The sequence below is a fragment of the Bradyrhizobium sp. UNPA324 genome, assembly GCF_006658635.1.
Classification (GTDB): domain Bacteria; phylum Pseudomonadota; class Alphaproteobacteria; order Rhizobiales; family Xanthobacteraceae; genus Bradyrhizobium; species Bradyrhizobium nanningense.
In genome coordinates this window covers 7,112,983-7,135,687 of record NZ_LFJD01000004.1, presented here as the reverse complement: position 1 = coordinate 7,135,687, position 22,705 = coordinate 7,112,983, and the positions used below count along the sequence as shown (strand labels likewise).

Genomic DNA, 22,705 nt, shown 5'->3' with positions numbered 1-22,705 from the left:
CACCGAATTCGCGGATGCTTCGATCCATATCGCTCACACGAGATTGCGGCGGTCGAGCGCCAGCAGACGCCCTGTGATTCTTCTTATGCCGGGACGTTGAGTACGATTGCAAGGAAACCGGAGCATGACAAGGATACCACCGCGCGGCCCTTGAACCGCTCCCTCTGGATTGCCATTGTGTCTCGGAGAGTTCGCGCAAAGTTTATCGGAGGCCCGCCATGACCCAGACCAGCAACCGGTTTTTCGACGAGATCGGCCGCCTGATGAACGACGCCGCGGGTGCCGCTCAGGGCGTCAAGCGCGAGTTCGACACGGTGATGCGCAGCCAGGCGGAAAAATTCCTGCGCGACATGGATCTGGTCAAGCGCGAGGAGTTCGAGGTGGTCAAGGACATGGCCCGTCTGGCGCGTGAGGAGAACGAGGCGCTGAAAACGCGAATCGCGGCGCTGGAGGCCAAGCTCGGCGGGGCGCCGACGTAAGGCACTCGTCCTTACCCTCCAGGGGAGGGTAGCCCCCCATTCTCCTTGTCATTTCCGCATCTTCCGGCTAAAAGCCCGCCAAGTTCGTGGCCCCCGCACCCCTGGAGGCTTGCTGCGAGCTATGCCATGGGCCGCGCTGCGGCCCATTAACTTTTGCAAAAACAAGGACTTAACGACATGGCGACGACCGTCAAGGAATTGAAGGCGACCGCACGTCCGAAGAGCGGCAAGGGGGCCGCCCGGGCTGAGCGTCGCGCCGGGCGAGTGCCCGGAGTGATCTATGGCAACAACCAGCCCCCCGTCACGATCTCGATTGAAGATCGCGAACTGCGCCAGCGCATCCTCGCCGGCCGGTTCCTGACCACGCTGGTGGACATCGATCTCGAGGGCAAGAAGCACCGCGTGATTCCGCGCGACTACCACCTCGATCCGGTCAGGGACTTCCCGATCCATGTCGACTTCATGCGGCTCGGCGAAGGCGCCACCATCCGCATCAGCGTGCCCTTGCATGTCGTGAAGGCGGAAACGTCCCCGGGCGTGAAGCGCGGCGGCACGGTCAACATCGTCGCCCACGCGATCGAGCTCGAATGCGGTGTCGAGAGCATTCCGCAGTACATCGAAGCCGATGTCGGCTCGCTGGAAATCGGTCACTCGCTGCATCTGTCCGACGTCAAGCTGCCGGCCGGCGTGAAGGCGCTGACCCGCGAGGACGCGACCCTCGTCACCATCGTGCCGCCGTCCGGCTACGCCGAAGAGCAGAAGGCCGCGGCTGCGGCTGCAGCTCCTGGCGCTGCTGCGGCAGCTCCGGCGGCTGGCGCTGCGGCTCCGGCCGCGGCTGCTGCACCTGCCGCGGCTGCCAAGGCTCCCGCCGGCGGCGACAAGAAGAAGTAATCTCTCAAAGAGCCGGCGCGCGGTCCCTGATCGCGCGCCAGCTGAGGGGCGCGCCGCGTCATGCGACTCTTTGTTGGGCTCGGCAATCCCGGCGCGAAATACGCACGCAACCGGCACAATATCGGCTTCATGGCCGTCGACGAGATCGCGCGGCGTCATGGCTTTGCGCCATGGCGCCGCAGGTTTCAGGGCGAGACCTCGGAAGGCGCGCTCGGCACGGAGCGCGTGATCCTGCTCAAGCCGACGACCTACATGAACGAGTCCGGCCGCAGCGTTCAGGATGCCGCGAGCTTCTTCAAGATCGCGCCTGGCGACGTCACGGTGTTCCACGACGAGCTCGAACTGCCGCCGGGCAAGGTGCGGGTGAAAATCGGCGGCGGCATCGCCGGTCACAACGGCCTGCGCTCGATCTCGGCGCATATCGGCAACGACTACCGCCGCGTGCGCCTCGGCATCGGTCATCCCGGCGTCAAGGAACTGGTGCACGGCCACGTGCTGTCGGACTTCGCCAAGGCCGACAACGACTGGGTGGCGACGCTGTGCGAGGCGGTGGCCGAGCACGCAGGCCTGGTTGCCAAGGGCACGGACGCGACCTTTGCCAACAGGGTGCATCTCGCCATGCAGGCGAAGGGATTTTTGACCAAGGACGACAAGGAGTAGGGTGGGTTAGCCGACGACGTCCGCGAAGCTTCGACAAGCGAAGGCGCAAGGCGTAACCCACCATGCCACGACCGGAAAATTGGTGGGTTACGCCGCGCAGATGCGCCTTGCGCATCTACAGGGCTAACCCACCCTACGCACTGCGTTAGAGGATACCATGGGATTCAAATGCGGGATCGTCGGATTGCCCAATGTCGGCAAGTCGACCTTGTTCAACGCGCTGACCGAGACGGCCGCGGCCCAGGCCGCGAACTATCCGTTCTGCACCATCGAGCCGAATGTCGGCGAGGTCGCCGTGCCGGATCCGCGGCTGGAGAAGCTCGCCGCCATTGCCAAGTCGGGCCAGATCATTCCGACCCGGCTGACCTTCGTCGACATCGCGGGCCTCGTCCGCGGCGCCTCGAAGGGGGAAGGCCTCGGCAACCAGTTCCTCGCCAACATCCGCGAGGTCGACGCCATCGCGCATGTGGTGCGCTGCTTTGAAGATTCCGACATCACCCATGTCGAGGGCAAGATCGCCCCGCTCGCCGACATCGAGACCATCGAGACCGAGCTGATGCTCGCCGATCTCGACAGTCTCGAAAAGCGCGTCGACAACCTCACCAAGAAGGCCAAAGGTAACGACAAGGACGCCAAGGAGCAGCTCGACCTCGTCAACCGCACCTTGGTGCTGCTGCGCGAGGGCAAGCCGGCGCGCCTCGTCGAGCGCAAAGCCGAGGAGGAGCGCGCCTTCGGGATGCTCGGCCTGTTGTCGTCCAAGCCCGTGCTCTATGTCTGCAACGTCGAGGAAGGCTCGGCCGCGTCAGGCAATGCGTTCTCCAAGGCCGTGCAGGACCAGGCCGCCAAGGAAGGCGCGGTCGCCGTCGTCATCTCCGCCAAGATCGAGTCCGAGATCGCCACCATCTCACGTGAAGAGCGCGCCGACTTCCTGGAGACGCTGGGTCTGGAGGAAGCCGGCCTCGATCGCCTGATCCGCGCCGGCTACAAGCTGCTCGACCTCATCACCTATTTCACGGTCGGCCCGAAGGAAGCGCGCGCCTGGACCATCCATCGCGGCACCAAGGCCCCAGGCGCGGCGGGCGTGATTCACACCGACTTCGAGAAGGGTTTTATCCGCGCCGAGACCATCGCCTACGAGGACTACGTCGCGCTCGGCGGCGAAACCGGCGCGCGCGATGCCGGCAAGCTCCGGCTCGAAGGCAAGGAATACGTCGTTGCCGACGGCGACGTGATGCATTTCAGGTTTAATACGTAAGCTGGATCTCGTGCCCCGGACGCAGCGCAGCGCTCTTGCGGTGCGCCGCAGAGCCGGGGCCCAGAAGACTTGATTGCGGATGCATGGGTACCGGCTCTGCGTCGCGTCATTTCATGCCGCGCCGCGTCCGGGACACGAGACCTCACCGCATCCCGCCGCCCTGGTCGCGGATCGCGCCGAGATGCTCGTTGATGCGGAAGACGATCAGGATCAACTCCGCGAGGATGCGCGAGAACACCACGCCGACGACGACGCTCGCAATCGACGACAGCAGCACCAGGAAGCCGCCGAACGGGCTGATCGCCATCGCGGCCAGGCCGGAGAAGATGCCGGAGAGGCCGAACAGGCAGATCAGCGCGATCACCAGCCAATAGAAGGTCTTGATGATCGTCGGCGTGATGAAGCGGTCCCACTGAAACAGGTCGCTGAATGAAAACATTGCTCTCCCCAGGGCATTGGGCCTTGGTAAATGGATCTCGGTCCTCGGTCGATCCGACTCAGATCAACGCCGCCACCCGGTATGTAGCACGAGCCATGCGGGCCGGCGGGTTGAGATTGCCGCAAAGTGCGGCCACAATCTGTCATTCCTGCAAAGCTTTCCCAAGATGACCCTGACCTTCGAAGATTTCCCGCCCGGCCGGTTCGGCACGTTCGGCCCGCGACATGTCACCCGCGACGAGATTTTGGCCTTTGCCGCCGAGTTCGATCCGCAGCCCATGCATCTGGACGAGGAGGCCGCCAGCAAAAGCATGCTGCGCGGCCTGTCCGGCTCGGGCTGGCACCTCTGCTCGCTGATGATGCGGATGATGGCCGATGGTTTCATCACCCGCGCCGCATCGCTGGGGTCGCCCGGCGTCGACGAGGTGCGTTGGCTGTCGCCGCTGCGGCCCGGCGACGACCTCATGCTCGATGTCGACGTGCTGGAGGCGCGCACGTCCAAGAGCCGGCCCGAGCTCGGCATCGTCAAGTTCAAATGCACCGCGCGCAACGCCAAGGGTGAGGCGCTCGCCGAGATGACGTCGCCGATCCTGATCAAGCGCCGCGAGGGAGCGGTCTGATGCGGTTCTTCGACGACATCGAGATCGGTCAGCGCCGCGAGATCGGCACCTATACGTTCACGGCCGAGGCCATCAAGACTTTCGCCGCCAAGTTCGATCCGCAGCGTTTTCATCTCGACGAGGAGGAGGGCAAGAACTCGCTGTTCGGCGGGCTCGCCGCGTCGGGCTGGCACGTTGGCTCGGCCTGCATGAGCCTGCTTGTCGCGGACGGCCAGCGTCTGGCGCGCGAGGCCGCCTCGCGCGGCGAGGAGGTTGCGGTGTGGGGCCCGTCGCCGGGCTTTCGCGACCTGCGCTGGATCAGGCCGGTGCTCGCCGGCGATACGATCGCGTACGTCAATGTCGTCACCGACAAGCGCAGCTCGGCCTCGCGGTCTGGCTGGGGCATCCTGACCGCCCGCACCACCGGCACCAACCAGCGCGGCGAGGAGGTCTATTCCATCACCGCTTCAGCCTTCGTGCCGATGCGTGCGAAGGCCGGTTAGATCTGTTCCAAAATGAACGGTCCAAATCGGTGGGCAAGTGTTGCTCGCGCGCTATGGACGGGATTCGGGACGGCTGCCATAAGCCTGCGCAACATGGTTACCCCTCGCAGTTTGGTGGGAACCAGTCAGTTGCTAACTAATTATGAACCTGTCGCTGTCTATTTGAAACGAATTGGGCAGACGACAGGGGACGAGGACCATGGCTGATCGCGGCGCACTCAAGCTCGTTGGATTTATCTTCGCGACCGCGACGCTGGCCGTGATGCTGGTCGCCGGCATGGTGGTGAAGGGGTATGCCGATGGCGCCTACACCCTGGAAGCCTCTGCCGTCGACGCCAGCCGGTAAGAGTTCGTTCATTCTTCGCGGCCGGCATCCGGCCGCCGCATCTCAGCGGCTATAGACGAACGCCAGGATGGCGATCGCAACCGCCAGCAGCCCGACAAAGCGCAGCATGATCGTGCCGAATTGATTCGGCGCGGGCCGCAATGGTATCGGGTCCGTGGTGTCGGGCCGAATGCTTTCCATGTGAGATATCCCCAAGCCCGGCCGTGGCGGCACGGGCGCCTGGCATTGGTCGCCAGGGACGGGCGGAGGGTTCAAAGTGAACGGCGCTGGCTGCGTTGACGATGTGAACGCGTATCCACCGCAGCGCCGTCGTCGCGGCCACACCCTCCGCTGTCATGCCCCGGCTTGACCGGGGCATCCAGTGCGCCGAGACCTCTCGGCTCGATCACTGGCTTCTCTGGAATACTGGATCGCCCGGTCAAGGCCGGGCGATGACACCTTTGTTGGAGAGGCAGTGTGGGCCCTATCGCACCTCCCAGAATCAAAACCGCCGCGCTCCCTGCCGGGAACGCGGCGGTTCGGTGATGCTTGGTCGAACGATCAGCTGTTGCGCAGGCCGTCGGCGGCGCGCTTCCACTGCGCGACGTTGTCGGCGATCATGCGGGTCGACTTCATCGCGGCCTGGCTGAGCTGGGCATAGCCGGAGATCTCGCGCTGGACGCGCTGGCCTTCGGCATGGAGCAGATCGCGCAGGCTCTCGAGCTCGGAGATCAGGTTCTCGATCTCGGCGAGCGAGGTGCCGGCGACGCGCTGGATCAGCGAGTTGACGTTGTTGACGGTGGCTTCCGCGCTCGCGTCGAGCGGCGGCGCGTCGGTGGTGGTCGACGCCGGACGGCGCAGATAGGCGATATCGTTGCGGACGAAATCACGGATCCCGGCCTCGACCTCCGTCACGGCGGCAAGGTTGGTGTCGACCGTCTCGGTCTCGGTGGCTTCGATCTTTTCCGGACGCATGGCGTTCATCGTTGTTCCCCTGTTCGCGTTGAGCGCAGCGCGAGTGTCCCCCGCACGACGACGTCTGTGAGGCTTCCCTATCAGGGCGTCCGATTTTGACCGCAAATGGGCCGAGATGCGGCAAGGGCGGACCATTCGGGGGTTTTGCCGTGGCATATGGTTAGGAGAGTGTGAATGGCGTTGCGGCGGTGGATACGCGGCTCGGTCGGCGCCTCACTCCCTCGCCCCGCTTGCGGGGAGAGGTAAGAAACTCACCAGCTTTTCTTGAAGCCGGCCGTCAGGCTCTTGTTGATCGCGCCTTGGGAGGTCTCGCCGACCGAGCCGGAGACGGTGACGTTGTCGAACAGCTTTTGCTCGGCGCCGACTTTGCGCAGCCATTTGTCGTCGGTGGTCGACAGCGTCTGGCCGGCGGTGATGCTGGTACCGGTGTCAGTGAGAGTAACCTTTGCGGACTGGTCGGTTTCGTAATTGCGGGTGATATGGCCGCCGATGCCGGGCACAGCGGCGGTGCCCTGCTGGTTGACGCTGTAGCCGTTCTGGAGCGTCAATGAAGTGTCGCTCGACAGCGGCACCGATTTGGTCAGCGAGGCCCCGATCTTGCTCTGTTCAGTGCCGGGATCGACGCGGGCTTCGACCGCGGTCTTGTCCCAGATCGAGCCCGCGCCGGGCGCGGTCGCCGTCGCCCAGGCGCTGCCCGAGGATTGCGGCAGGTTGCCGCCGTTGGTGGCCTTCTGCGCCAGCAGCTCGGACATCGTCCGCGGCTCGTTCGTCACCGTCATGTCGGCGCCGATCCGCGTATCCCAGAACGAGAACACGGACTGCTTCACCTTCACCGCCGAGGACCCGTTCGCGTTGGCATTGGACGACCAGTCCAGCCCGTCCTTGGCGGCGGCCTGGGCGCGCTTCTTGGCGGCCAGGGGGTCAATGCCGGTGCCGGCATCGACTGCGAGCTGGCTCCAGTCGAGCTTGTCGACGTCGATGCCCTTGAGCACGTCGGGGTCGTTGACGTCGGGCGCCTCTGCCACGGCCTCCGTCGCGGCCTCGTCGTCAGCCGCGGTCGCTGGTGGGGAGAAGGGCGGAATGATCTGCGCCGAGACCGTCAGCACCGAGCCCAAAATGAATGCGGCCCCCAGCACTGGCAGCCTGGTCCAGCCAAACCCTGTCGAGAATTCCATCGTCCTGCCCGCGAGCCCCAGCGCATGCTTTCCGATAATATATATCGGCCGTCAGCAAAGACCATGCGCCATTCCGCGCGGGAAAATACTGGTCCATCGTTGCGAAATTGTGGCGGTGCCTTCGAGGCCCCGAACCAACGGGCCGCGCCAAAGGCGCGCGCCCGATGACGAGTTCTTGACGCGACGGCATCCGGCGGGGCTGGAGGCCAGGACGTCGCAGCCGGCATCATCATCGGTCCCGAACAGCGGGGCCCGTTGGCGTCCCCCTCAGCCGACGCTGGTCATCTTCGGCAGATGAATGGCGCGGCCGAGTGCCTGCTCGACCAGGTCGAACGTGTCGATCAGGACGCGCATGCTGACGAGCTTGCCTACCCTGAACTGGGCGAACTGCGCGACCCGCAAGCTGATCGGCTTGTTGGAATCGAGGGCGGTCAGTGAATAGCGCACCATCGAGGCGGCGGAATCGACGCCGAGCATGATGCTCTCGCGGTCGAAGCGGCGGACCTGGAAATTGTCGGCGAGCTGGCGGATGACGTCGAGCACGGCGTCCTTGCCCTGGCGCGCGCCGAGGAACGGAAACATGTCGATCGGGCCGTAGAGCGCCCATTCGACGTCCTCGTCGATCAGGGCCTCGATATCCCCGAAATGCCGGTCGTTGATCGCACGGTGCAACGCGCGCGAGAAACGCCAGAGGCTGTGCTCTGTCATTTTGGGCCGTCCTGAAGCTGGCTTGCGAAAAAAACGGAAAAGGACCCCATGCGCAGTCAGGCGCCGGGGAGGATCAACTCATTTGTATGCGAACAAAATACCGAACTTCGGCCAAAACGCAATTCACGTTTTCGCAATGCACAATTGAACGGACTTTGTGAGATTTACAATAGAACCCGGTAATCTCCCGGGCGCGGGTTCCGATCCGGAGTCCGGCCGGGAAGATAAGGATCAATCCACCCGCGCACCCGTGATCAACGGGCCGATCTCGCGCTCCAGCACCTGCTGCACCAGATCGTAGGAATCGATGATCTCGCGGATCTCCGCCACCAGCCCGCCCCGGAACGTATAGAACACGGCCATGTCGAACTGCACGATGCGGTCGTTGCTGCGCTTCCTGAAATAGGTGTTCATGTAGGTCGCGACCGCCTCGCCCTCGGCGACGACGTGTGGCGCCTTGTAGCGGACCTCCGAATAGCGCGACCAGATCGTCTGCCAGAGCTCGCGCAGCTCGGCCTTGCCGTGGCGCGGCACCATGTGCGGCAGCACGTCGATCGGCGCGTGGGTGAGGAAGTCGACGTCGTCGGTGCAGCACGCCAGCGCGGCCTCGATGTCGCCGCGCGCGAAGGCGTCGAGCAGATGCAGCACGCGTTGCCTGTTCAGCGATTCAACCGTCATGCTGCTCCCGCCCTCGTCGGCAGTGGATCACAAACGCTACCGCGGGCCTCGCGGGTCCATCAATCCGCAAAAACACAGGGTGCTTGCCAACTATGACGCGCGAGCGCCATGCCGCGTTCATGGGGAGCGATGGCGGGCCGCGCACTCGGCTGCGTGCGGACTTTTGCTCCTGGCGATGACGCCCCACGCCTATCTGCGAGGCGTGCGTGGCCCAGGTGCTGGAACTCGGACCCATCCGCGCTCGTTGAGGGTCTGACATCGCATCCGGAGACACCGATCCATGAAATCTCTTGTCGCCATCGCCACGGTGCTGCTGATGTGCAGCGCGACCTCCGCCGTCAACGCCAAGGGCTGCATCAAGGGCGCCATCGTCGGTGGCGTCGCCGGCCATTATGCCGGCCATCACGGCGCACTCGGCGCCGCCGCCGGCTGCCTCTACGGCCGGCACCACGCCAAGGAGCAGGAGAAGCAGCGACAGCAGCAGGGCCAGGTGAACGGGCAGGGGAAGTTGTAGGACGCCCTGCATCCGCGTCGGCTCTCCATTCTTGCCCAACTGAGGTGCGTGAGGGGAAGCCGCCGCGCGTCGGACGACAGTCGGAGCCGTGCTCCCTCGACCCGTCATGGCGAGCGCAGCGAAGCAATCCAGAATCCCTCCGCGGAAAGACTCTGGATTGCTTCGCTGCGCTCGCAATGACGATGTTGGAGCACTTGTGAGCCGCCTTCCTGCTCAAGCTCTGCGGCAATCACGATCTCGTCCGCGATCCCGGCGTCCCCCTCTTCGTCGCCATCGCCTCGCTCGCCCACGCCATGCTGGCTGTGACCCTGGGCCCGAGCTTCCCGGCCTTCTTCAAGACCGTCTATGAGCCGAAATTCTTGGAGGCCCATTTGTCGCTCACCAACAAGATCACGGCCTGGCGCACCCAGCCGGTCGCCTCGCTCCAGCTCGTGACCCTCGTGCTGCTGCTGTCGGTGATGGCGGTGGTGACGGCGAGCGTGGGGTGAGGAAGGACGTCTCTCCGCCGTCATTCCAAGACGCTGCCGGGGGGCCCTAGCCACGAGCGGCATTGTCGATTCTAGCCCTACCTCTTCTTCCATCCCCCGCGTCGTCCCGGCATCCCGCCCGTCGACTTCGGTGCCGGCCCGAACTCCGGCCCCGACTGCCGCGAGTCCGTCGGCTGGATGATCCGGCTGGTACTGCCGAACGGCTTTGACGGCAATGTCTGCTTCTCTCGGTAGGGCAGCGATTCCGGCCCGTGCATCTCGTCGAGATGCGGCTTGTGGACCTTCGAGCCGCTGTTGCCGCCGCTGGCTTTCAGCGCGGAACTCACGGTCTTTTTCTTCATCGCGCTGACCGGCAAATTGGCGGCATCGCCGTACTTCTTAGCGCCGGCATAGGCGCCGGCCTTGCCAGCGACAGCCCGCTGTTTTGCAGTGGGATCATCCACCACCGCAAGCTCGGTGGCGCGCAGGCGCTTGACCTCGTCGCGCAGGCGCGCGGCTTCCTCGAAGTTCAAGTCGGCGGCGGCCTCGCGCATCCTTGTTTCGAGATCGGCGAGCACGGCTTCGAAATTGTGGCCGATCGAGATGACGTCGTCGGTCATGTCGTGGCCGCCGACTTCGACCAGCACGTGGTCGCGCTCGTAGACCGAGTTGAGGATGTCGCCGATCTGCTTCTTCACGCTCTCCGGCGTGATGCCGTTGGCATTGTTGTACTCGACCTGTTTTTCGCGGCGCCGGTTGGTCTCGGCGATGGCGCGCTCCATCGAGCCGGTCATCTGGTCGGCATAGAGGATCACCTTGCCGTCGACGTTGCGCGCGGCGCGGCCGATGGTCTGGATCAGCGAGGTCTCGCTGCGCAGGAAGCCTTCCTTGTCGGCATCGAGGATCGCGACCAGCGCGCATTCGGGAATGTCGAGGCCTTCGCGCAGCAGGTTGATGCCGACCAGCGCGTCGAACGCGCCGAGGCGAAGATCCCTGATGATCTCGATGCGCTCGATGGTGTCGATGTCGGAGTGCATGTAGCGGACGCGGATGCCCTGCTCATGCAGATATTCGGTGAGGTCCTCCGCCATGCGTTTCGTCAGCACCGTGACGAGCGAGCGATAGCCGGCCTGCGCGGTGGCACGCACCTCGCCGACGAGATCGTCGACCTGGGTGCGGGCCGGGCGAATGTCGACCGGAGGATCAATCAGTCCGGTGGGGCGAATGACCTGTTCGACGAACACGCCGCCGCTCTCGTTCAGCTCCCAGCCGCTCGGCGTCGCCGATACCGCGACCGTCTGCGGCCGCATCATGTCCCATTCCTCGAAGCGGAGCGGGCGGTTGTCCATGCACGACGGCAGGCGGAAGCCGTATTCGGCCAGCGTCGCCTTGCGGCGGAAGTCACCGCGGAACATGGCGCCGATCTGCGGGATGGTGACGTGGCTCTCGTCGGCGAAGATCAGCGCGTTGTCGGGCACATATTCGAACAGCGTCGGCGGCGGCTCGCCGGGCCGGCGTCCCGTGAGGTAGCGCGAATAATTCTCGATGCCGGCGCAGCTTCCTGTCGCCTCCATCATCTCGAGGTCGAAGGTGGTGCGCTGCTCCAGCCGCTGGGCTTCCAAGAGGCGGCCCTGGTTGTTGAGCTGGTCGAGCCGCTGCTTCAGCTCTGATTTGATCGACTTGATCGCCTGCACCAGCGTCGGGCGCGGCGTCACATAGTGCGAGTTGGCGTACATCTTGATGAATTCGAGCTCGTCCTGCTTGTGGCCGGTGAGCGGATCGAACTCCTCGATGGTCTCGATGGTGTCGCCGAACAGATTCACGCGCCAGGCGCGGTCCTCATAGTGCGCCGGGAAGATGTCGATGACGTCGCCCCTGACGCGGAACGTGCCGCGGGTAAAATCGGCCTGGGTGCGCTTGTACTGCAGCGCGACGAGGTCGGCGATGAGCTGGCGCTGGTCGATGCGCTCGCCCTTCTTCAGCGCGAAGGTCATCGCAGTATAGGTCTCGACCGAGCCGATACCGTAGATGCAGGACACCGAGGCGACGATAATGACGTCGTCGCGTTCGAGCAGCGCGCGCGTCGCCGAGTGGCGCATGCGGTCGATCTGCTCGTTGATCGAGGAATCCTTCTCGATATAGGTGTCGGTGCGTGGGACGTAGGCTTCCGGCTGGTAGTAATCGTAATAGGAGACGAAATACTCCACCGCGTTGTCCGGGAAGAAGTTCCTGAACTCGCCATAGAGCTGGGCTGCGAGCGTCTTGTTCGGTGCCAGGATCAGCGCTGGGCGCTGCGTCTTCTCGATCACCTGCGCCATGGTGTAGGTCTTGCCCGAGCCGGTGACGCCGAGCAGCACTTGGGTGCGGTCGTTGCGCTGGACGCCTTCGACCAGCTCCGCGATCGCTGTCGGCTGGTCGCCCTTGGGCTGATATTCCGACTTGATCTCGAAGCGCACGCCGCCTTCGGACTTTTCCGGCCGCGGCGGGCGATGCGGCGTCCACACCTTGGTGGACCCGTCGTCCTTGCGGAACTCCGGCCGGCCCTCGCGGATCAGCGATTCCAGCGCATCCGCGGTCGCCTTGACGCCGAGTGCCTCCATCTTGGAGCGCGGCGGACGCGCCAACGCCTCGGCGTCGTCCTCCTCGGTGGGCAATCCAAGCTGCCGTGCCAATTCCGGATCGAGCGTCGGGATCGTGGCCGCGGTTCCGTAATTGGCCTGCGGTGCTTCTTCCAGTTCGCCAATTTCGGTGGATTGCCGGGCGCCCGGCGGCTGCGGATTGGGCCGCAGCGGCATCGGCGACGCATTATCCTGGGGAAACGCCTTCGGCGTCGAGGCCCGCGCGCGATGGGCCGCGGCCTCGCCGCCCGAGCGGCGGTCGCGCGAATTGTCCGGCGGCGGCTGCAGGCCGGTGCCCGATCCAAGCCCGGCATCGCCGCGATTGATCGCGGGATTGAGCAACTCGGCCAGCGCCGGCCCGATCGGCTGCACGTCTGGGCGATGAGCTTTGGAATTTGGCGCCCTGGAATTCAGGGCCTTGGTCTTGGGGGATTTGCCGGATTTTTCGGAGGATGCAGGTTTCTTCGCCATGCAGCGAATATGGGACGAGTCCGCCCCGCAATAAAGGGCGAATGCCTGTTGCTATGCAGGCTGCTGACAGCAGGTTGGCAGCAGGATCGGCGGTCAAGGCCAAGCCGGCTCCGAGGGCGGCCTGCTGCAATGGAACCTGAGATTGTGGAAAACGCCGCAGTCGTATCGGATTCCAACCGCAACCCACTCGCGAATCGGAACCCCCCATGGCGACATTCGCCCATAGGCTGAGCTTTTTTATTTACGAAATTGGGGGCGGGGAATGCAGTTCGGAATGGGACGCCGCATTGTCGCGGCGGTCGTTGCGCTGTCGATGCTGTCGGGCTGCGCGGAGATTGATCGAAGGGGTGGAACGGTCGCGGAGATAGAGGACTACGTACTCTTCGTTGCCAATACGAAGAGCCATAGATTGTTCAGATCGTACCTGTTGGCCGGTGTACTGCTCGCAGCCGCACGACAAGGTAGCCACAACGAAACTGACAAGGCCGCGATCGAAGGAAATCTGAAAACAGTTCTGACCATCTCGTCGGAGGCGTACAATTGCCTTTATCCAAGAGGCACAGGCAAATACATCGTCGTTGGTTTCGACGATGCAACCAAGGTACAAAATGCGCCTAACAAGATCGGAACGATCGATGCGTCCGGCTATACGGAGCCTGCCATCTGTCAGTTCTTTGACGAGAAGATGGCGCGACTCGATTACGCCCTTTTCAGGCTCGCATTGTCTTCATTGTTCAACGCTCAGAGCAATGTCTACTTGGGCGAAATCCGTGACAAGCTGATGGGGAAGATTCCGGTCCTGTCGTCGACCGCGAAGGCCGCGATCTACGCCAACAAGGCGGTCAACGAAACGACGACAATCGTCGATGACCTTCTCAACTTGAGTTTCTCGAGTGCGGGGCCGGTCGTCACCTTGCTGCCGCTCTACAGAGATTCGCTTGAGATCAATCTGTGGCTTATCATCGATAACCTGACGCGTCGTTGCTCTACGTTTGCGTGGGCAATTGATTGGAATGCGCCCGTTGATGCGACGTACGATATTTCGTCAGAAGCGGCAGTCTGCAAAACTCTCGCCTACGCGCGCTACATCATGAACAACGGCAACGGTAATTTGCGGCTTTGGCGGGCGTTTGTGTCGAATATGAACTACGCCACACTCAATTTCGATGCTTACGTTCCGCATTTTTATCTCGTGACGGCATTCATTTGGCGGACCTGCAAAAGCTTCTTCGACGCCGAGAATGCTTGCAAGACGGTGATGGCCGGGACACTTGCGGACGATCCCGTATATAAGGAAATCTTCGAGCAAAGGTATTTTATCAGGGGGACGGGTGGACGCTTCTATAGCGTCAAGCGGCAAACGCCGACCGAATATGCGCGTCAGCCCGTTCCGACTCGTCCCTCCGAACCGTCAAGCGCAGTTGCGGCCCCGCGGCGTGAGCCAGAGTCCACAGGCTCGATCGAGCAGTCAAAGCCCGCCGCACCTAGCATGCCGACGCGGTAGTCGACATGCGACGCGCGCGGGCTCCTGGCAGCAGGGGCTCACGCCGCCGGCAGCGGACCCTCGTCGTCCTCGCTGGCCTGATACGGCGTCAGGATGTCGAGGTGGATGCCGCCGCAATCGGTGCAGCGCATGGTCCAGTACTCGTTTCCGGCGCGCCCGCCGATGACCCGCAGCACGGCGAGATCACCGTCGCATTCCGGGCAATTCGACAGCACAGTGCGGCTGTAGATCCTCGGCCGCGACGTGTCTTCGAATTCGATGACTGACATGACCGCTTGCCCCTTCTTGCGCTGCGCTGTCCCTGGCTGGCTTGCCGTCGTGGCCGCTTATTCGTCGTCGCTGTCGGTCCGCCGGCGGAAGCGGTCGATGTGATGCTTGGCGTCGGCGATCGCGGCGTTCTGATCGGGCCAGGCGAAGCCGACTTCCATGGCCGGAAACAGCACGCCGTCGATGGCGAGGGGGCTGAGATCGGCGCGGCGAATGCGGGCGTGCCAGAGGCCTTTGCCAGCCTCGAAAGATTCGATGTCAAAGCCGTCGTAGAGCGTCGTCATGGTCGTCCCCGAAGTTTTCCGTACGTGTCTTGTTGGAGAGTCAGGGGACCACGTTTGGGTATTTCGGAATGTGAAGCCGTTCACAAGCGGCCGGCTTTTTTGCTGTCGGGCGTCAGTTCCGCGCGGTAGGACGGCCCGTTCGCTTCACCGGCCGGGCGGCGGGTTCCGCCGCCGCGCGCATGATCCAGCGGCGGAATGCGGCAAAGTCGCGCTGCTCGGTCTGAAAGCTGCGATAGAGCAGATACCAGCGCATGCCCTTGGGTACCGAGAGGTCGAATGGCGCGACCAGCCGGCCGGCGGCGAGGTCGTCGTCGATATAGGGGCGGATGCCCATGGCGATGCCGAGCCCGTCGGCCGCGGCCTGCAGCGCCTGGCCGTAGAACTGGAACTCGGGCCCGCGCGCATTGATGCGGGAGACGCCTGCGGCCTTCAGCCAGATCGGCCAGTCCTCGGCTGAGTGCGCCACGCGGATCAGGCTCGGGCCCTTCAGGTCGGACGGGCGCTTCAGGCCGCTCGCGAGGCGGGGCACGCAGACCGGGGTGAGGTCGCCGGCGAACAACGGCTCGGCGACGAGGCCGGGCCAGTCGCCGGTGCCGAGCTTGATGCCGCAGCTCCAGTCCTCGCCGAACGGCACCGACGCCCCGCCGGTGGTGAAGCGCACTTCGATATCGGGCTCCTCGCTGCGAAATTCCGACAGGCGCGGGATCAGCCAGCGCATCGCAAAGGTATGGCCGACGCCGATGGTGAGCACGCGGACGCTTGCAGGCGCCGTCACCTGCGCGGTGAGGCTGGCCAGCGCATCGAAGATCGGCGTCAGCCCGCTTTGATAGGCGCGGCCGGCCTGCGTCAGCACCAGGCGGTTGGCCTTGCGCTCGAACAGCGCAACGCCGAGCCGCTCTTCCAAGAGATGCACCATGCGGCTGACGGCGGCTGCGGACACGCTCAGCTCGAGCCCGGCCGCAGCAAAGCTGCCGGTCCGCGCCGCCGCCTCGAACGCCTTGATGCCGTTGAGAAACAGCAGCCGCCGCAAATGACCCACCCTCAGGAAAGCTGATGCCAGGCCAAGATAACTCAGTTTGCGAAGCCAGGGCAAGCGAGGCACCTTCTCCTTCTCCTTCGCCCTTCCCCGCAAGCGCGGCGCGGGGGAATTGGCAGCTTGCGTCCCTTACGTGCCGAAAGGAGAACGACCTCGTGACGCCCATCATGATCGCTGCCCTCGGATTGCTGATGGTCGCCACCGCGTTCCTGTCGGGGCTGTTCGGCATGGCGGGCGGGCTGATCCTGATCGGCGTGCTCCTGGCCCTGATGCCGCTGCCGACCGCGATGGTGTTGCACGCGATCACGCAGATGGCCTCGAACGGATGGCGCGCGTTCCTGTGGCGGGCGCATATCCGCTGGCGGCCGGTCGCGAACTACATGGTCGGCGCCGCCATCGCGCTCGCGGCGTGGTCGCTCACCCGCTACGTGCCGGACAAGCCGATGGCGCTGCTGCTGCTCGGCATCACCCCGTTCATGGCGCGGCTGTTGCCCGCGAACATCAAGCCGGATCCCGACCGTCTCTGGCAGGGTACGGTCTACGGCACGATCTGCATGGGCCTGATGCTGATGACCGGCGTCTCCGGCCCGCTGCTCGACACCTTCTTCCTCGGCGGCAATTTCGGCCGGCGCGAGAAGGTGGCGATCAAAGCGATGTGCCAGCTCGTCAGCCACTTCACCAAGCTGATCTATTTCGGCGGCATCATCGATCAGGCGGCGAGCCTCGATCCCGTGCTCGCCGGCGTTGCGATCGCAGCCTCGATGCTGGGCACCACGCTGGCGCGGCGCATCCTCGAAGCCATGACCGACCAGCAATTCATCGCCTGGTCGAACAAGCTGATCACCACCATCGCCTGCTATTACATCGCCTATGGCGGCTGGCTCATGGTTCGCACGCCAGTGCTGGCCGCCTTCGACAAGGGAGGTTTGCAATGAGCGAGACTGCCGATCCGCTGGTGCTGGACTTCGTCGAATGGGTCGCGCGCGAACCACGCGCCTATGCCGAGGTGATTTCGACCTGGAAGACCTCGTGCCCGCGCCTCACCATCTGGGAAGACGCCGCCGACCGCGGCTATGTCGCGCGCGAGGCGATTGCCGGCCTCGGACTGGTGATCGCGGTGACGGAAGGCGGCGAGAGGTTGCTGCGCGCGAACGGGCGGTAATCTCTCCACATCGTCATTGCGAGCGCCAGCGAAGCAATCCAGAATGTCCTTCGCGGCGGCAGACTGGATTGCTTCGCTGCGCTCGCAAGGACGGAACAGCACATGTCACTCAAGCTCTACGAACTCGTCGGCATCGACGCCTCGCGTCCGTTCAGCCCGTATTGTTGGCGCACGCGGATGGCACTGGCGCACAAGGGATTGTCGGCGGAATCGCTGCCCTGGCGCTTCACCGAGAAGAGCGCGCTTGCACCGCACGGCTCCGAGAAAGTCCCGGTGCTGCTGCACGACGACAAGCCGGTCGTCGATTCCTGGACCATCGCGAATCATCTCGAAGACAGTTTTCCGGACCGTCCGTCGCTGTTCGGCGGCGAGGGCGGCCGCGCCATGGCGCGCTTCATCAACGCCTTCGGCGACATCGCCATCGTCGGCGGCATCTTTCCGTTGATCGTCGCCGACATCCCGAACAATCTGGCGGAGAACGACGCTGCGTATTTTCGCAAGTCGCGCGAAGCGCGGTTCGGCGGCAAGAGCCTGGAAGAGGTCATGGCGAGCCGCGACACCGGCGTGGTTGCCTTCCGCAAGTCGCTCGAAGTGATGCGCCAGACGCTGAAGAAGCAGCCCTTCATCGGCCGCGACGCGCCGAACTATGCCGACTACATCGTGTTCGGCGGTTTTCAATGGGCGCGGGTGGTGAGCCCGTTCAAGCTGCTGGAGGCGGATGATCCGGTCTATGCCTGGCGCGAGAAGCTGCTCGATGCGTTCGACGGCATGGCGCGGAAGTCGCCGGGGTTTGCGGTGTAAGCTTCGTAGGGCGGGCAAAGGCGTAAAGCGCCGTGCCCACGTCTTCTCGCACACGCAAATGAAAATGGTGGGCACGCTTCCGCCTTCGCTCTTCGAGCTACGGCGGACAAGTCGCTTTGCCCGCCCTACGATACTGCCTCCGCCGCCCTGCGCAAGCACTCCCGGCACAGGCAATCCTCGCCCGCGACCGGCATCGGTAGCTTTGCTGTCTCCTCCGCGCACCAGCAATTGCCCGAGAGATCGCAACCGAACTCGGTGCCGCAGCGCACGCAGGCGAGGCGGCGCGGTTCCGGCCTCGAGGATTCTTTCGGATTTGTCATGATTTGCGTTGAAGCGTCGCCGTGATTTTCATGTCGGGTTCATCGGTCGTTGCGGTATATTAGGCCTCGCGCGCGGACTCGGAAAGCGGCTCCCGGCACGCCAAGGACAAATCGATGGCCCGCGATTCGCAAGCCGCGCTCGTTGCGCTCAACCGTTTTGGCTTCGGTGCCCGCGGCGGCGCCTCGGGCGATCTGATCAACGCAGCCTCCGATCCGCGCGGCTTCGTAAAAGCGGAGCTCGCCCGTCCGACCGGCTTGCTGCTGGAGGCGCCCGGCCTGCAATCGACGCAGCAGCTCGGGCAGGCGGTCTTCGCCTATCAGGATCAGGTCAAGCAGGCGCGCGAAGCGGCAAAGGCCACAGCGCCCGCCGAGACGCCGGCGCCGACCGAGCAGAAGCCCGCGCTCCGCCGCAATCTCTCGCTGAACGCGGCCGCGACGGAGATCGCCGGCCAGATGGCACAGGCCAAGCCTGCCGACATCGCGGCGAAGCCGGAGTTGATGCAGCCAGGCGCAGCGGCGCCGGCCGCAAAGCCGGCGCCACAGCCGCTCAACGTGATTCAAAAGACCTTCCGCGCTGAAGCGCTGGCGCGGCTGCAGCGCGCGACGCTGGCAGAGTGCGGCTTCACCGAGCGTCTCGTCGTGTTCTGGTCCAATCATTTCTGCATCGCAGCGAGCAAGGGCGAGCTGGCGCGGATCTGGGCCGGCGCGTTCGAGCGCGAGGCGATCAGGCCGCACGTGCTCGGGCGCTTCGCCGACATGCTGAGGGCAGTCGAGCAGCATCCGGCGATGCTGTTCTTCCTCGACAACCAGCAATCGCTCGGCCCGGACTCGCGCGCGGGCCAGAATCGCAAGCGCGGCCTGAACGAAAATCTCGCGCGTGAGATCATGGAGCTGCATACGCTCGGCGTCGGCGGCGGTTATACGCAGGACGACGTCACCTCGCTCGCGCGCATCATCACCGGCTGGACCTTCGCCGGAAGGCAGGGGCAGTTAGGCCCTCCCGGCTCCTTCGTGTTCAACGCCAATGCGCACCAGCCCGGTCCGCAAATGCTGCTCGGCAAGTCCTACGAGCCGACGGGCCTCGCACAGGGCGAGGCCGCGCTCGCCGACATCGCGCGGCATCCCTCGACCGCGAACTTCATCGCCACCAAATTCGTCCGCCATTTCGTCGCCGACGATCCGCCGCCGGCGCTGGTTGCGCGCCTGCGCGATGTCTTCGTCAGGACCGACGGCGATCTCAGGGCGCTGGCAACCGCGCTGGTCGATTCCGACGAGGCCTGGAAAGCGCCGCTGACGAAGATGCGCAGCCCTTACGATTTCCTCGTCGCGAGCGGCCGGCTGCTCGCGCGCGTGCCGGAGGATCCCGGCGCGTATCTCAACAATCTCAATCTGCTGGGCCAGCCGCTGTGGTCGCCGGCGGGGCCGAACGGTTTCCCGGATAGCAGCGCCGCCTGGGCTGCGCCCGAAGGGATGAAGCTCAGGCTCGATATCGCCGCACAGATGGGTGCGCGGCTCGGCAACAACATCGATCCGCTCGACCTCCTCGAATTCGCGGCGGCCGATGCGGCCTCGATCGAAACGCGGCGAACCGTCGAGCGCGCGGAATCGCGGCAGCAGGCGCTGGCACTGCTCTTGATGTCGCCGGAAATGCAGAGGAGGTGACGATGGACTGCACCGAGAACCGGCTCCTCACCTCGCGCCGCGGCCTCCTGCTCGGCGGCGCCTCGTTCGCGGCCTGGGCTTACCTGCCGAAATTCGCACGCGCCGCCGATGGGCGCGATCCCCGGCTGGTCGTGGTGATCCTGCGCGGCGCGCTCGACGGCCTTTCGACCGTCGCCCCGATTGGTGACCCCGATTATGCCGGCCTGCACGGCCCGATCGCGCTCGCGAGCGACGGCGCCCATCCCGCGATCATGCTCGACTCCTTCTTCGCGTTGCATCAGGCCATGCCCGAGTTTGCGCGCATGTATCGCGACAAGCACGCCGCGGTGGTCCACGCGGTGGCGACGCCCTATCGCGACCGCTCGCATTTCGACGGCCAGGACGTGCTCGAAAGCGGCTATGCCGGGCCGGGCTGCGTGCAATCCGGCTGGCTCAACCGCGCGCTCGAAGCGCTGCCGCGCGGCGAGCGGGTGTCGAGCGGTCTTGCGGTCGGGCCCACCACGCCGCTGGTGCTGCGCGGCAATGCGCCGACCGTCGGCTGGGCGCCGCTGGTGCTGCCGCAGGCCGATGACGACACCGCGATGCGCCTCGTCGATCTCTATCGTCACCGCGATCCCTCCTTGGCCACGGCGCTGTCACAGGGGCTGCAACTCGACAAGGCCGCAAGCGGTGACGACATGAAACGCAAGCCCGGCAACGCCGTCGCACAGATGCGCCAAGTGGCGCGCGGCGCCGCCAAGCTGATGGCGGCCGACGACGGCCCGCGCATCGCCGCGCTCGCCTTCGACGGCTGGGATACGCATGCCAATGAAGGCGGCCCGGTCGGTCGTCTCGCCTTCCTGCTCGGCGGCCTCGACGGCGCACTCGCCGAATTCGAAAGCGGCCTGGCGGAGCGCTGGCGCGACACCGTCGTCGTCGTCGCCACCGAATTCGGCCGCACCGCGCGCATCAACGGCACCGATGGCACCGATCACGGCACCGGCACGATCGCACTGCTCGCCGGCGGCGCCGTGAAGGGCGGCCGCGTCATCGCCGACTGGCCGGGTCTCAAGCTCGCCAATCTCCACGAGGGCCGCGACCTCAAGCCGACCACGGACTTGCGCTCGGTGATCAAGGGCGTGCTGCAAGGGCAGTTCGGGCTGTCCGACCGCGTGCTGGCGGAAACGGTGTTTCCAGATAGCGCGAGCGCGAAGCCGATCAAGGGATTGGTTTCTTAACCTCTCCCCGCTCTTGGCGGGGAGAGGTCGGATCGCTTTGGCGCGCGATTGCGCGCCTGAGCGATCCGGGTGAGGGGCAGGGCACATTGTTGCGCAAAGGGGTAGTCCATCCGACTCGCATAATGACAGTGCCCGTATCGTGGTCCTCGCCTATAGTTCAAACCGAACTCGCCGAGACAGCCCCTCACCCCACCCTCTCCCCGTAAGAACGGGGCGAGGGAGCGAGAGAACGGTGCCTCCCTCACGATCGTCTTTGCAGGAGAACCACAGCCATGTACATCGCCATGAACCGCTTCCGTGTCGCCAAGGGCTCCGAGGCCGACTTCGAGCAGGTCTGGCTCACGCGCGACACGCATCTGGACAAGGTGCCGGGCTTCGTCGAATTCCATCTGCTGCGCGGGCCGGAAGCCGAGGACCACACGCTCTACGCCTCGCACACGGTCTGGGCGAACCACGCCGCGTTCGAGGCCTGGACCAAGTCGGAGGCGTTTCGCGCCGCGCATCAGCGGGCCGGCGACAACAAGCCGCTCTATCTCGGCCATCCCCAGTTCGAAGGTTTCGAGGTGATGCAGACGGTCGGGCGCGGCGCGAAGTAACGCGCCCCGCCGCAGAGTTCAGCTCAGAGTGATCTTGTCGATCTCGGCAAGATCATCCGCGCTGAGCTTCCACGCGATCGCCTTGACGTTCTCCTCGATCTGCTCGACGCGGGTGGCGCCGGCGATCACGCTCGACACCTGCGGGCGCGCGGCGAGCCATGAGAACGCGAGCTCGAGCATGCTGTGGCCGCGCGCCTTGGCAAAGGCCTGGAGCTTCTCGACCATGTCCTCGTTGCGCGGCGTGACGTAGCGGTCGCGCAGTCGCGGAGTTTGGCCGAAGCGGGTGTCGCCGGGCGCGGCCTCGCCCTTCCTGTATTTGCCGGTGAGGAGTCCGCTCGCGAGTGGAAAGAACGGTAACAGGCCGAGTTTGTATTCCGTCGCTGCCGGCAGCAGATCCTTCTCGATGTCGCGCACGACGAGAGAATATTCGTCCTGGCAGGAGACGAAGCGGCTCACGTTCATCGCGCGGGCGACGTACTCCGCTTCCGCGATACGCCAAGCCGGGAAGTTGGAATTGCCGATGTAGCGGATCTTGCCCTGGCGGACGAGATCGTCGAGTGCGCGCAGGCTCTCCTCGATCGGCGTCAGCGGATCGTAATCGTGCTGCTGATAGAGATCGATGTAGTCGGTCTTCAGCCGTTTCAGGCTCGCTTCCACGGCCGCCATGATGTACCGGCGCGAGGCGCCCTGCTTGGTGCCGTCTTCCGCCATGGGCTTGGCGTATTTCGTCGCCAGCACGATGTCCTTGCGGCGATCGCCCAGGACGGTGCCGAGCACCGTCTCCGAGCCGCCCATGTTCGAATAGATGTCGGCGGTGTCGAACAGCGTGATGCCGAGATCGAGTGCGCGGTGGATCACCTTGCGCGAGGTCTCCAGATCCGTGCGCTGGCCGAAATTGTTGCAGCCAAGCCCGACCGCGGACACGCGAAGGCCGGAGGCGCCGAGATTGCGAATTTCCATGGAAGATCCTGTCAGCGATGAGGGCGGCATTCTGACCACCGTGCACCGCAGCAGCAAGGCGCGCGCCGCGCTGCAGCCATGCTGGCAAGGCGGACAAAAAAACGCGGCCCCTGTCAGACGCGGCGACTGACGGGGACCGC

29 protein-coding genes are annotated in these 22,705 nt (G+C 64.8%); 17 read left to right on the top strand and 12 right to left on the bottom strand.

Annotation, left to right across the window (positions count from 1 at the left end; genetic code table 11):
• Window positions 1-218 precede the first annotated feature (218 nt).
• The 4 genes from UNPA324_RS34205 to ychF all read left to right on the top strand — a co-directional run bounded on the left by UNPA324_RS34205 (window position 219) and on the right by ychF (window position 3,285).
• Window positions 219-479, top strand: a complete 261-nt coding sequence (locus UNPA324_RS34205; protein WP_141938469.1) for an accessory factor UbiK family protein — start codon at window positions 219-221, stop codon at window positions 477-479.
• A 177-nt stretch (window positions 480-656) separates the two neighbouring features.
• The gene (locus UNPA324_RS34200) at window positions 657-1,370 is read left to right on the top strand and encodes a 50S ribosomal protein L25/general stress protein Ctc (RefSeq protein ID WP_128921537.1); all 714 of its coding nucleotides are present in this window, start codon (window positions 657-659) and stop codon (window positions 1,368-1,370) included.
• 60 nt (window positions 1,371-1,430) lie between these two features.
• Window positions 1,431-2,030, top strand: coding sequence for an aminoacyl-tRNA hydrolase (gene pth / locus UNPA324_RS34195; RefSeq protein ID WP_128921536.1), 600 nt, complete (start codon window positions 1,431-1,433; stop codon window positions 2,028-2,030).
• A gap of 157 nt (window positions 2,031-2,187) precedes the next feature.
• Complete coding sequence (gene ychF, locus UNPA324_RS34190; RefSeq protein WP_141938467.1) at window positions 2,188-3,285, top strand: redox-regulated ATPase YchF; 1,098 nt, start codon at window positions 2,188-2,190, stop codon at window positions 3,283-3,285.
• A gap of 142 nt (window positions 3,286-3,427) precedes the next feature.
• Here the strand turns inward: ychF and UNPA324_RS34185 are convergent, their stop codons facing one another.
• Entirely contained in the window at window positions 3,428-3,724 is a 297-nt protein-coding gene (locus UNPA324_RS34185; protein WP_128921534.1) for a DUF4282 domain-containing protein, read from the bottom strand.
• Window positions 3,725-3,890: 166 nt separating this feature from the next.
• On the opposite strand from UNPA324_RS34185, the gene UNPA324_RS34180 reads away from it, so the two are divergent.
• From UNPA324_RS34180 to UNPA324_RS35520, 3 genes are all read left to right on the top strand, one after another.
• Window positions 3,891-4,343, top strand: coding sequence for a MaoC family dehydratase (locus UNPA324_RS34180; protein ID WP_141938465.1), 453 nt, complete (start codon window positions 3,891-3,893; stop codon window positions 4,341-4,343).
• Window positions 4,343-4,825, top strand: a complete 483-nt coding sequence (locus UNPA324_RS34175) for a MaoC family dehydratase (protein ID WP_141938463.1) — start codon at window positions 4,343-4,345, stop codon at window positions 4,823-4,825. Before UNPA324_RS34180 ends, UNPA324_RS34175 begins: the two co-directional genes overlap by 1 nt.
• A gap of 199 nt (window positions 4,826-5,024) precedes the next feature.
• Window positions 5,025-5,171, top strand: a complete 147-nt coding sequence (locus tag UNPA324_RS35520) for a hypothetical protein (protein ID WP_164936510.1) — start codon at window positions 5,025-5,027, stop codon at window positions 5,169-5,171.
• A 42-nt stretch (window positions 5,172-5,213) separates the two neighbouring features.
• Here UNPA324_RS35520 and UNPA324_RS35515 read toward each other — a convergent pair whose 3' ends face one another.
• The 5 genes from UNPA324_RS35515 to UNPA324_RS34155 all read right to left on the bottom strand — a co-directional run bounded on the left by UNPA324_RS35515 (window position 5,214) and on the right by UNPA324_RS34155 (window position 8,686).
• Window positions 5,214-5,351: a hypothetical protein gene (locus UNPA324_RS35515; RefSeq protein WP_007614812.1), complete on the bottom strand. Its 138-nt coding sequence runs from the start codon at window positions 5,349-5,351 to the stop codon at window positions 5,214-5,216.
• A gap of 360 nt (window positions 5,352-5,711) precedes the next feature.
• Window positions 5,712-6,134: a hypothetical protein gene (locus tag UNPA324_RS34170; protein WP_141938462.1), complete on the bottom strand. Its 423-nt coding sequence runs from the start codon at window positions 6,132-6,134 to the stop codon at window positions 5,712-5,714.
• A 242-nt stretch (window positions 6,135-6,376) separates the two neighbouring features.
• Window positions 6,377-7,300 carry a hypothetical protein gene (locus tag UNPA324_RS34165; protein WP_141938460.1) on the bottom strand — a complete coding sequence of 308 codons (924 nt, stop codon included), beginning with the start codon at window positions 7,298-7,300 and terminating at the stop codon, window positions 6,377-6,379.
• Window positions 7,301-7,567: 267 nt separating this feature from the next.
• Window positions 7,568-8,008 carry a nuclear transport factor 2 family protein gene (locus UNPA324_RS34160; RefSeq protein WP_128921530.1) on the bottom strand — a complete coding sequence of 147 codons (441 nt, stop codon included), beginning with the start codon at window positions 8,006-8,008 and terminating at the stop codon, window positions 7,568-7,570.
• Window positions 8,009-8,239: 231 nt separating this feature from the next.
• The gene (locus UNPA324_RS34155; RefSeq protein WP_141938458.1) at window positions 8,240-8,686 is read right to left on the bottom strand and encodes a nuclear transport factor 2 family protein; all 447 of its coding nucleotides are present in this window, start codon (window positions 8,684-8,686) and stop codon (window positions 8,240-8,242) included.
• 280 nt (window positions 8,687-8,966) lie between these two features.
• On the opposite strand from UNPA324_RS34155, the gene UNPA324_RS34150 reads away from it, so the two are divergent.
• Together UNPA324_RS34150 and UNPA324_RS34145 are read left to right on the top strand one after the other, a co-directional pair.
• Window positions 8,967-9,200, top strand: coding sequence for a hypothetical protein (locus UNPA324_RS34150; RefSeq protein ID WP_128921528.1), 234 nt, complete (start codon window positions 8,967-8,969; stop codon window positions 9,198-9,200).
• Between the two features lie 293 nt (window positions 9,201-9,493).
• On the top strand, window positions 9,494-9,688 hold the full coding sequence (locus UNPA324_RS34145; RefSeq protein ID WP_246667277.1) for a hypothetical protein: 195 nt from the start codon (window positions 9,494-9,496) through the stop codon (window positions 9,686-9,688).
• A 77-nt stretch (window positions 9,689-9,765) separates the two neighbouring features.
• Here the strand turns inward: UNPA324_RS34145 and uvrB are convergent, their stop codons facing one another.
• On the bottom strand, window positions 9,766-12,756 hold the full coding sequence (gene uvrB, locus UNPA324_RS34140) for an excinuclease ABC subunit UvrB (protein ID WP_141938455.1): 2,991 nt from the start codon (window positions 12,754-12,756) through the stop codon (window positions 9,766-9,768).
• Window positions 12,757-13,018: 262 nt separating this feature from the next.
• Between uvrB and UNPA324_RS34135 the strand changes: the two genes are divergently transcribed.
• Window positions 13,019-14,260, top strand: a complete 1,242-nt coding sequence (locus UNPA324_RS34135; protein ID WP_141938453.1) for a hypothetical protein — start codon at window positions 13,019-13,021, stop codon at window positions 14,258-14,260.
• Window positions 14,261-14,298: 38 nt separating this feature from the next.
• Here UNPA324_RS34135 and UNPA324_RS34130 read toward each other — a convergent pair whose 3' ends face one another.
• From UNPA324_RS34130 to UNPA324_RS34120, 3 genes are all read right to left on the bottom strand, one after another.
• Entirely contained in the window at window positions 14,299-14,529 is a 231-nt protein-coding gene (locus UNPA324_RS34130) for a hypothetical protein (RefSeq protein WP_141938451.1), read from the bottom strand.
• Window positions 14,530-14,586: 57 nt separating this feature from the next.
• Window positions 14,587-14,811, bottom strand: coding sequence for a hypothetical protein (locus tag UNPA324_RS34125; RefSeq protein ID WP_028134417.1), 225 nt, complete (start codon window positions 14,809-14,811; stop codon window positions 14,587-14,589).
• A 112-nt stretch (window positions 14,812-14,923) separates the two neighbouring features.
• Window positions 14,924-15,841 carry a LysR substrate-binding domain-containing protein gene (locus UNPA324_RS34120; protein ID WP_141938449.1) on the bottom strand — a complete coding sequence of 306 codons (918 nt, stop codon included), beginning with the start codon at window positions 15,839-15,841 and terminating at the stop codon, window positions 14,924-14,926.
• Window positions 15,842-16,002: 161 nt separating this feature from the next.
• Between UNPA324_RS34120 and UNPA324_RS34115 the strand changes: the two genes are divergently transcribed.
• From UNPA324_RS34115 to UNPA324_RS34105, 3 genes are all read left to right on the top strand, one after another.
• Complete coding sequence (locus UNPA324_RS34115; protein ID WP_141938448.1) at window positions 16,003-16,782, top strand: sulfite exporter TauE/SafE family protein; 780 nt, start codon at window positions 16,003-16,005, stop codon at window positions 16,780-16,782.
• Window positions 16,779-17,009: a hypothetical protein gene (locus UNPA324_RS34110; protein ID WP_141938446.1), complete on the top strand. Its 231-nt coding sequence runs from the start codon at window positions 16,779-16,781 to the stop codon at window positions 17,007-17,009. The genes UNPA324_RS34115 and UNPA324_RS34110 overlap by 4 nt, the downstream gene beginning before the upstream one ends.
• 102 nt (window positions 17,010-17,111) lie before the next feature.
• Window positions 17,112-17,810, top strand: a complete 699-nt coding sequence (locus UNPA324_RS34105) for a glutathione S-transferase family protein (protein WP_128921521.1) — start codon at window positions 17,112-17,114, stop codon at window positions 17,808-17,810.
• Window positions 17,811-17,935: 125 nt separating this feature from the next.
• On the opposite strand, the gene UNPA324_RS35905 is transcribed toward UNPA324_RS34105, so the two are convergent.
• On the bottom strand, window positions 17,936-18,130 hold the full coding sequence (locus UNPA324_RS35905) for a hypothetical protein (RefSeq protein ID WP_141938444.1): 195 nt from the start codon (window positions 18,128-18,130) through the stop codon (window positions 17,936-17,938).
• Between the two features lie 114 nt (window positions 18,131-18,244).
• On the opposite strand from UNPA324_RS35905, the gene UNPA324_RS34095 reads away from it, so the two are divergent.
• The 3 genes from UNPA324_RS34095 (at window position 18,245) to hmuQ (ending at window position 21,605) form a co-directional block, all read left to right on the top strand.
• Entirely contained in the window at window positions 18,245-19,792 is a 1,548-nt protein-coding gene (locus tag UNPA324_RS34095) for a DUF1800 domain-containing protein (protein WP_141938442.1), read from the top strand.
• Window positions 19,793-19,794: 2 nt separating this feature from the next.
• Window positions 19,795-21,009, top strand: a complete 1,215-nt coding sequence (locus UNPA324_RS34090; RefSeq protein ID WP_141938439.1) for a DUF1501 domain-containing protein — start codon at window positions 19,795-19,797, stop codon at window positions 21,007-21,009.
• Window positions 21,010-21,281: 272 nt separating this feature from the next.
• The gene (hmuQ, locus tag UNPA324_RS34085; RefSeq protein ID WP_141938437.1) at window positions 21,282-21,605 is read left to right on the top strand and encodes a heme-degrading protein HmuQ; all 324 of its coding nucleotides are present in this window, start codon (window positions 21,282-21,284) and stop codon (window positions 21,603-21,605) included.
• An 18-nt stretch (window positions 21,606-21,623) separates the two neighbouring features.
• Here hmuQ and UNPA324_RS34080 read toward each other — a convergent pair whose 3' ends face one another.
• Window positions 21,624-22,565, bottom strand: coding sequence for an aldo/keto reductase (locus UNPA324_RS34080; RefSeq protein ID WP_128921516.1), 942 nt, complete (start codon window positions 22,563-22,565; stop codon window positions 21,624-21,626).
• Between UNPA324_RS34080 and UNPA324_RS36040 the strand changes: the two genes are divergently transcribed.
• Entirely contained in the window at window positions 22,564-22,695 is a 132-nt protein-coding gene (locus UNPA324_RS36040; protein ID WP_283810297.1) for a hypothetical protein, read from the top strand. The genes UNPA324_RS34080 and UNPA324_RS36040 overlap by 2 nt on opposite strands.
• Window positions 22,696-22,705: the final 10 nt, after the last annotated feature.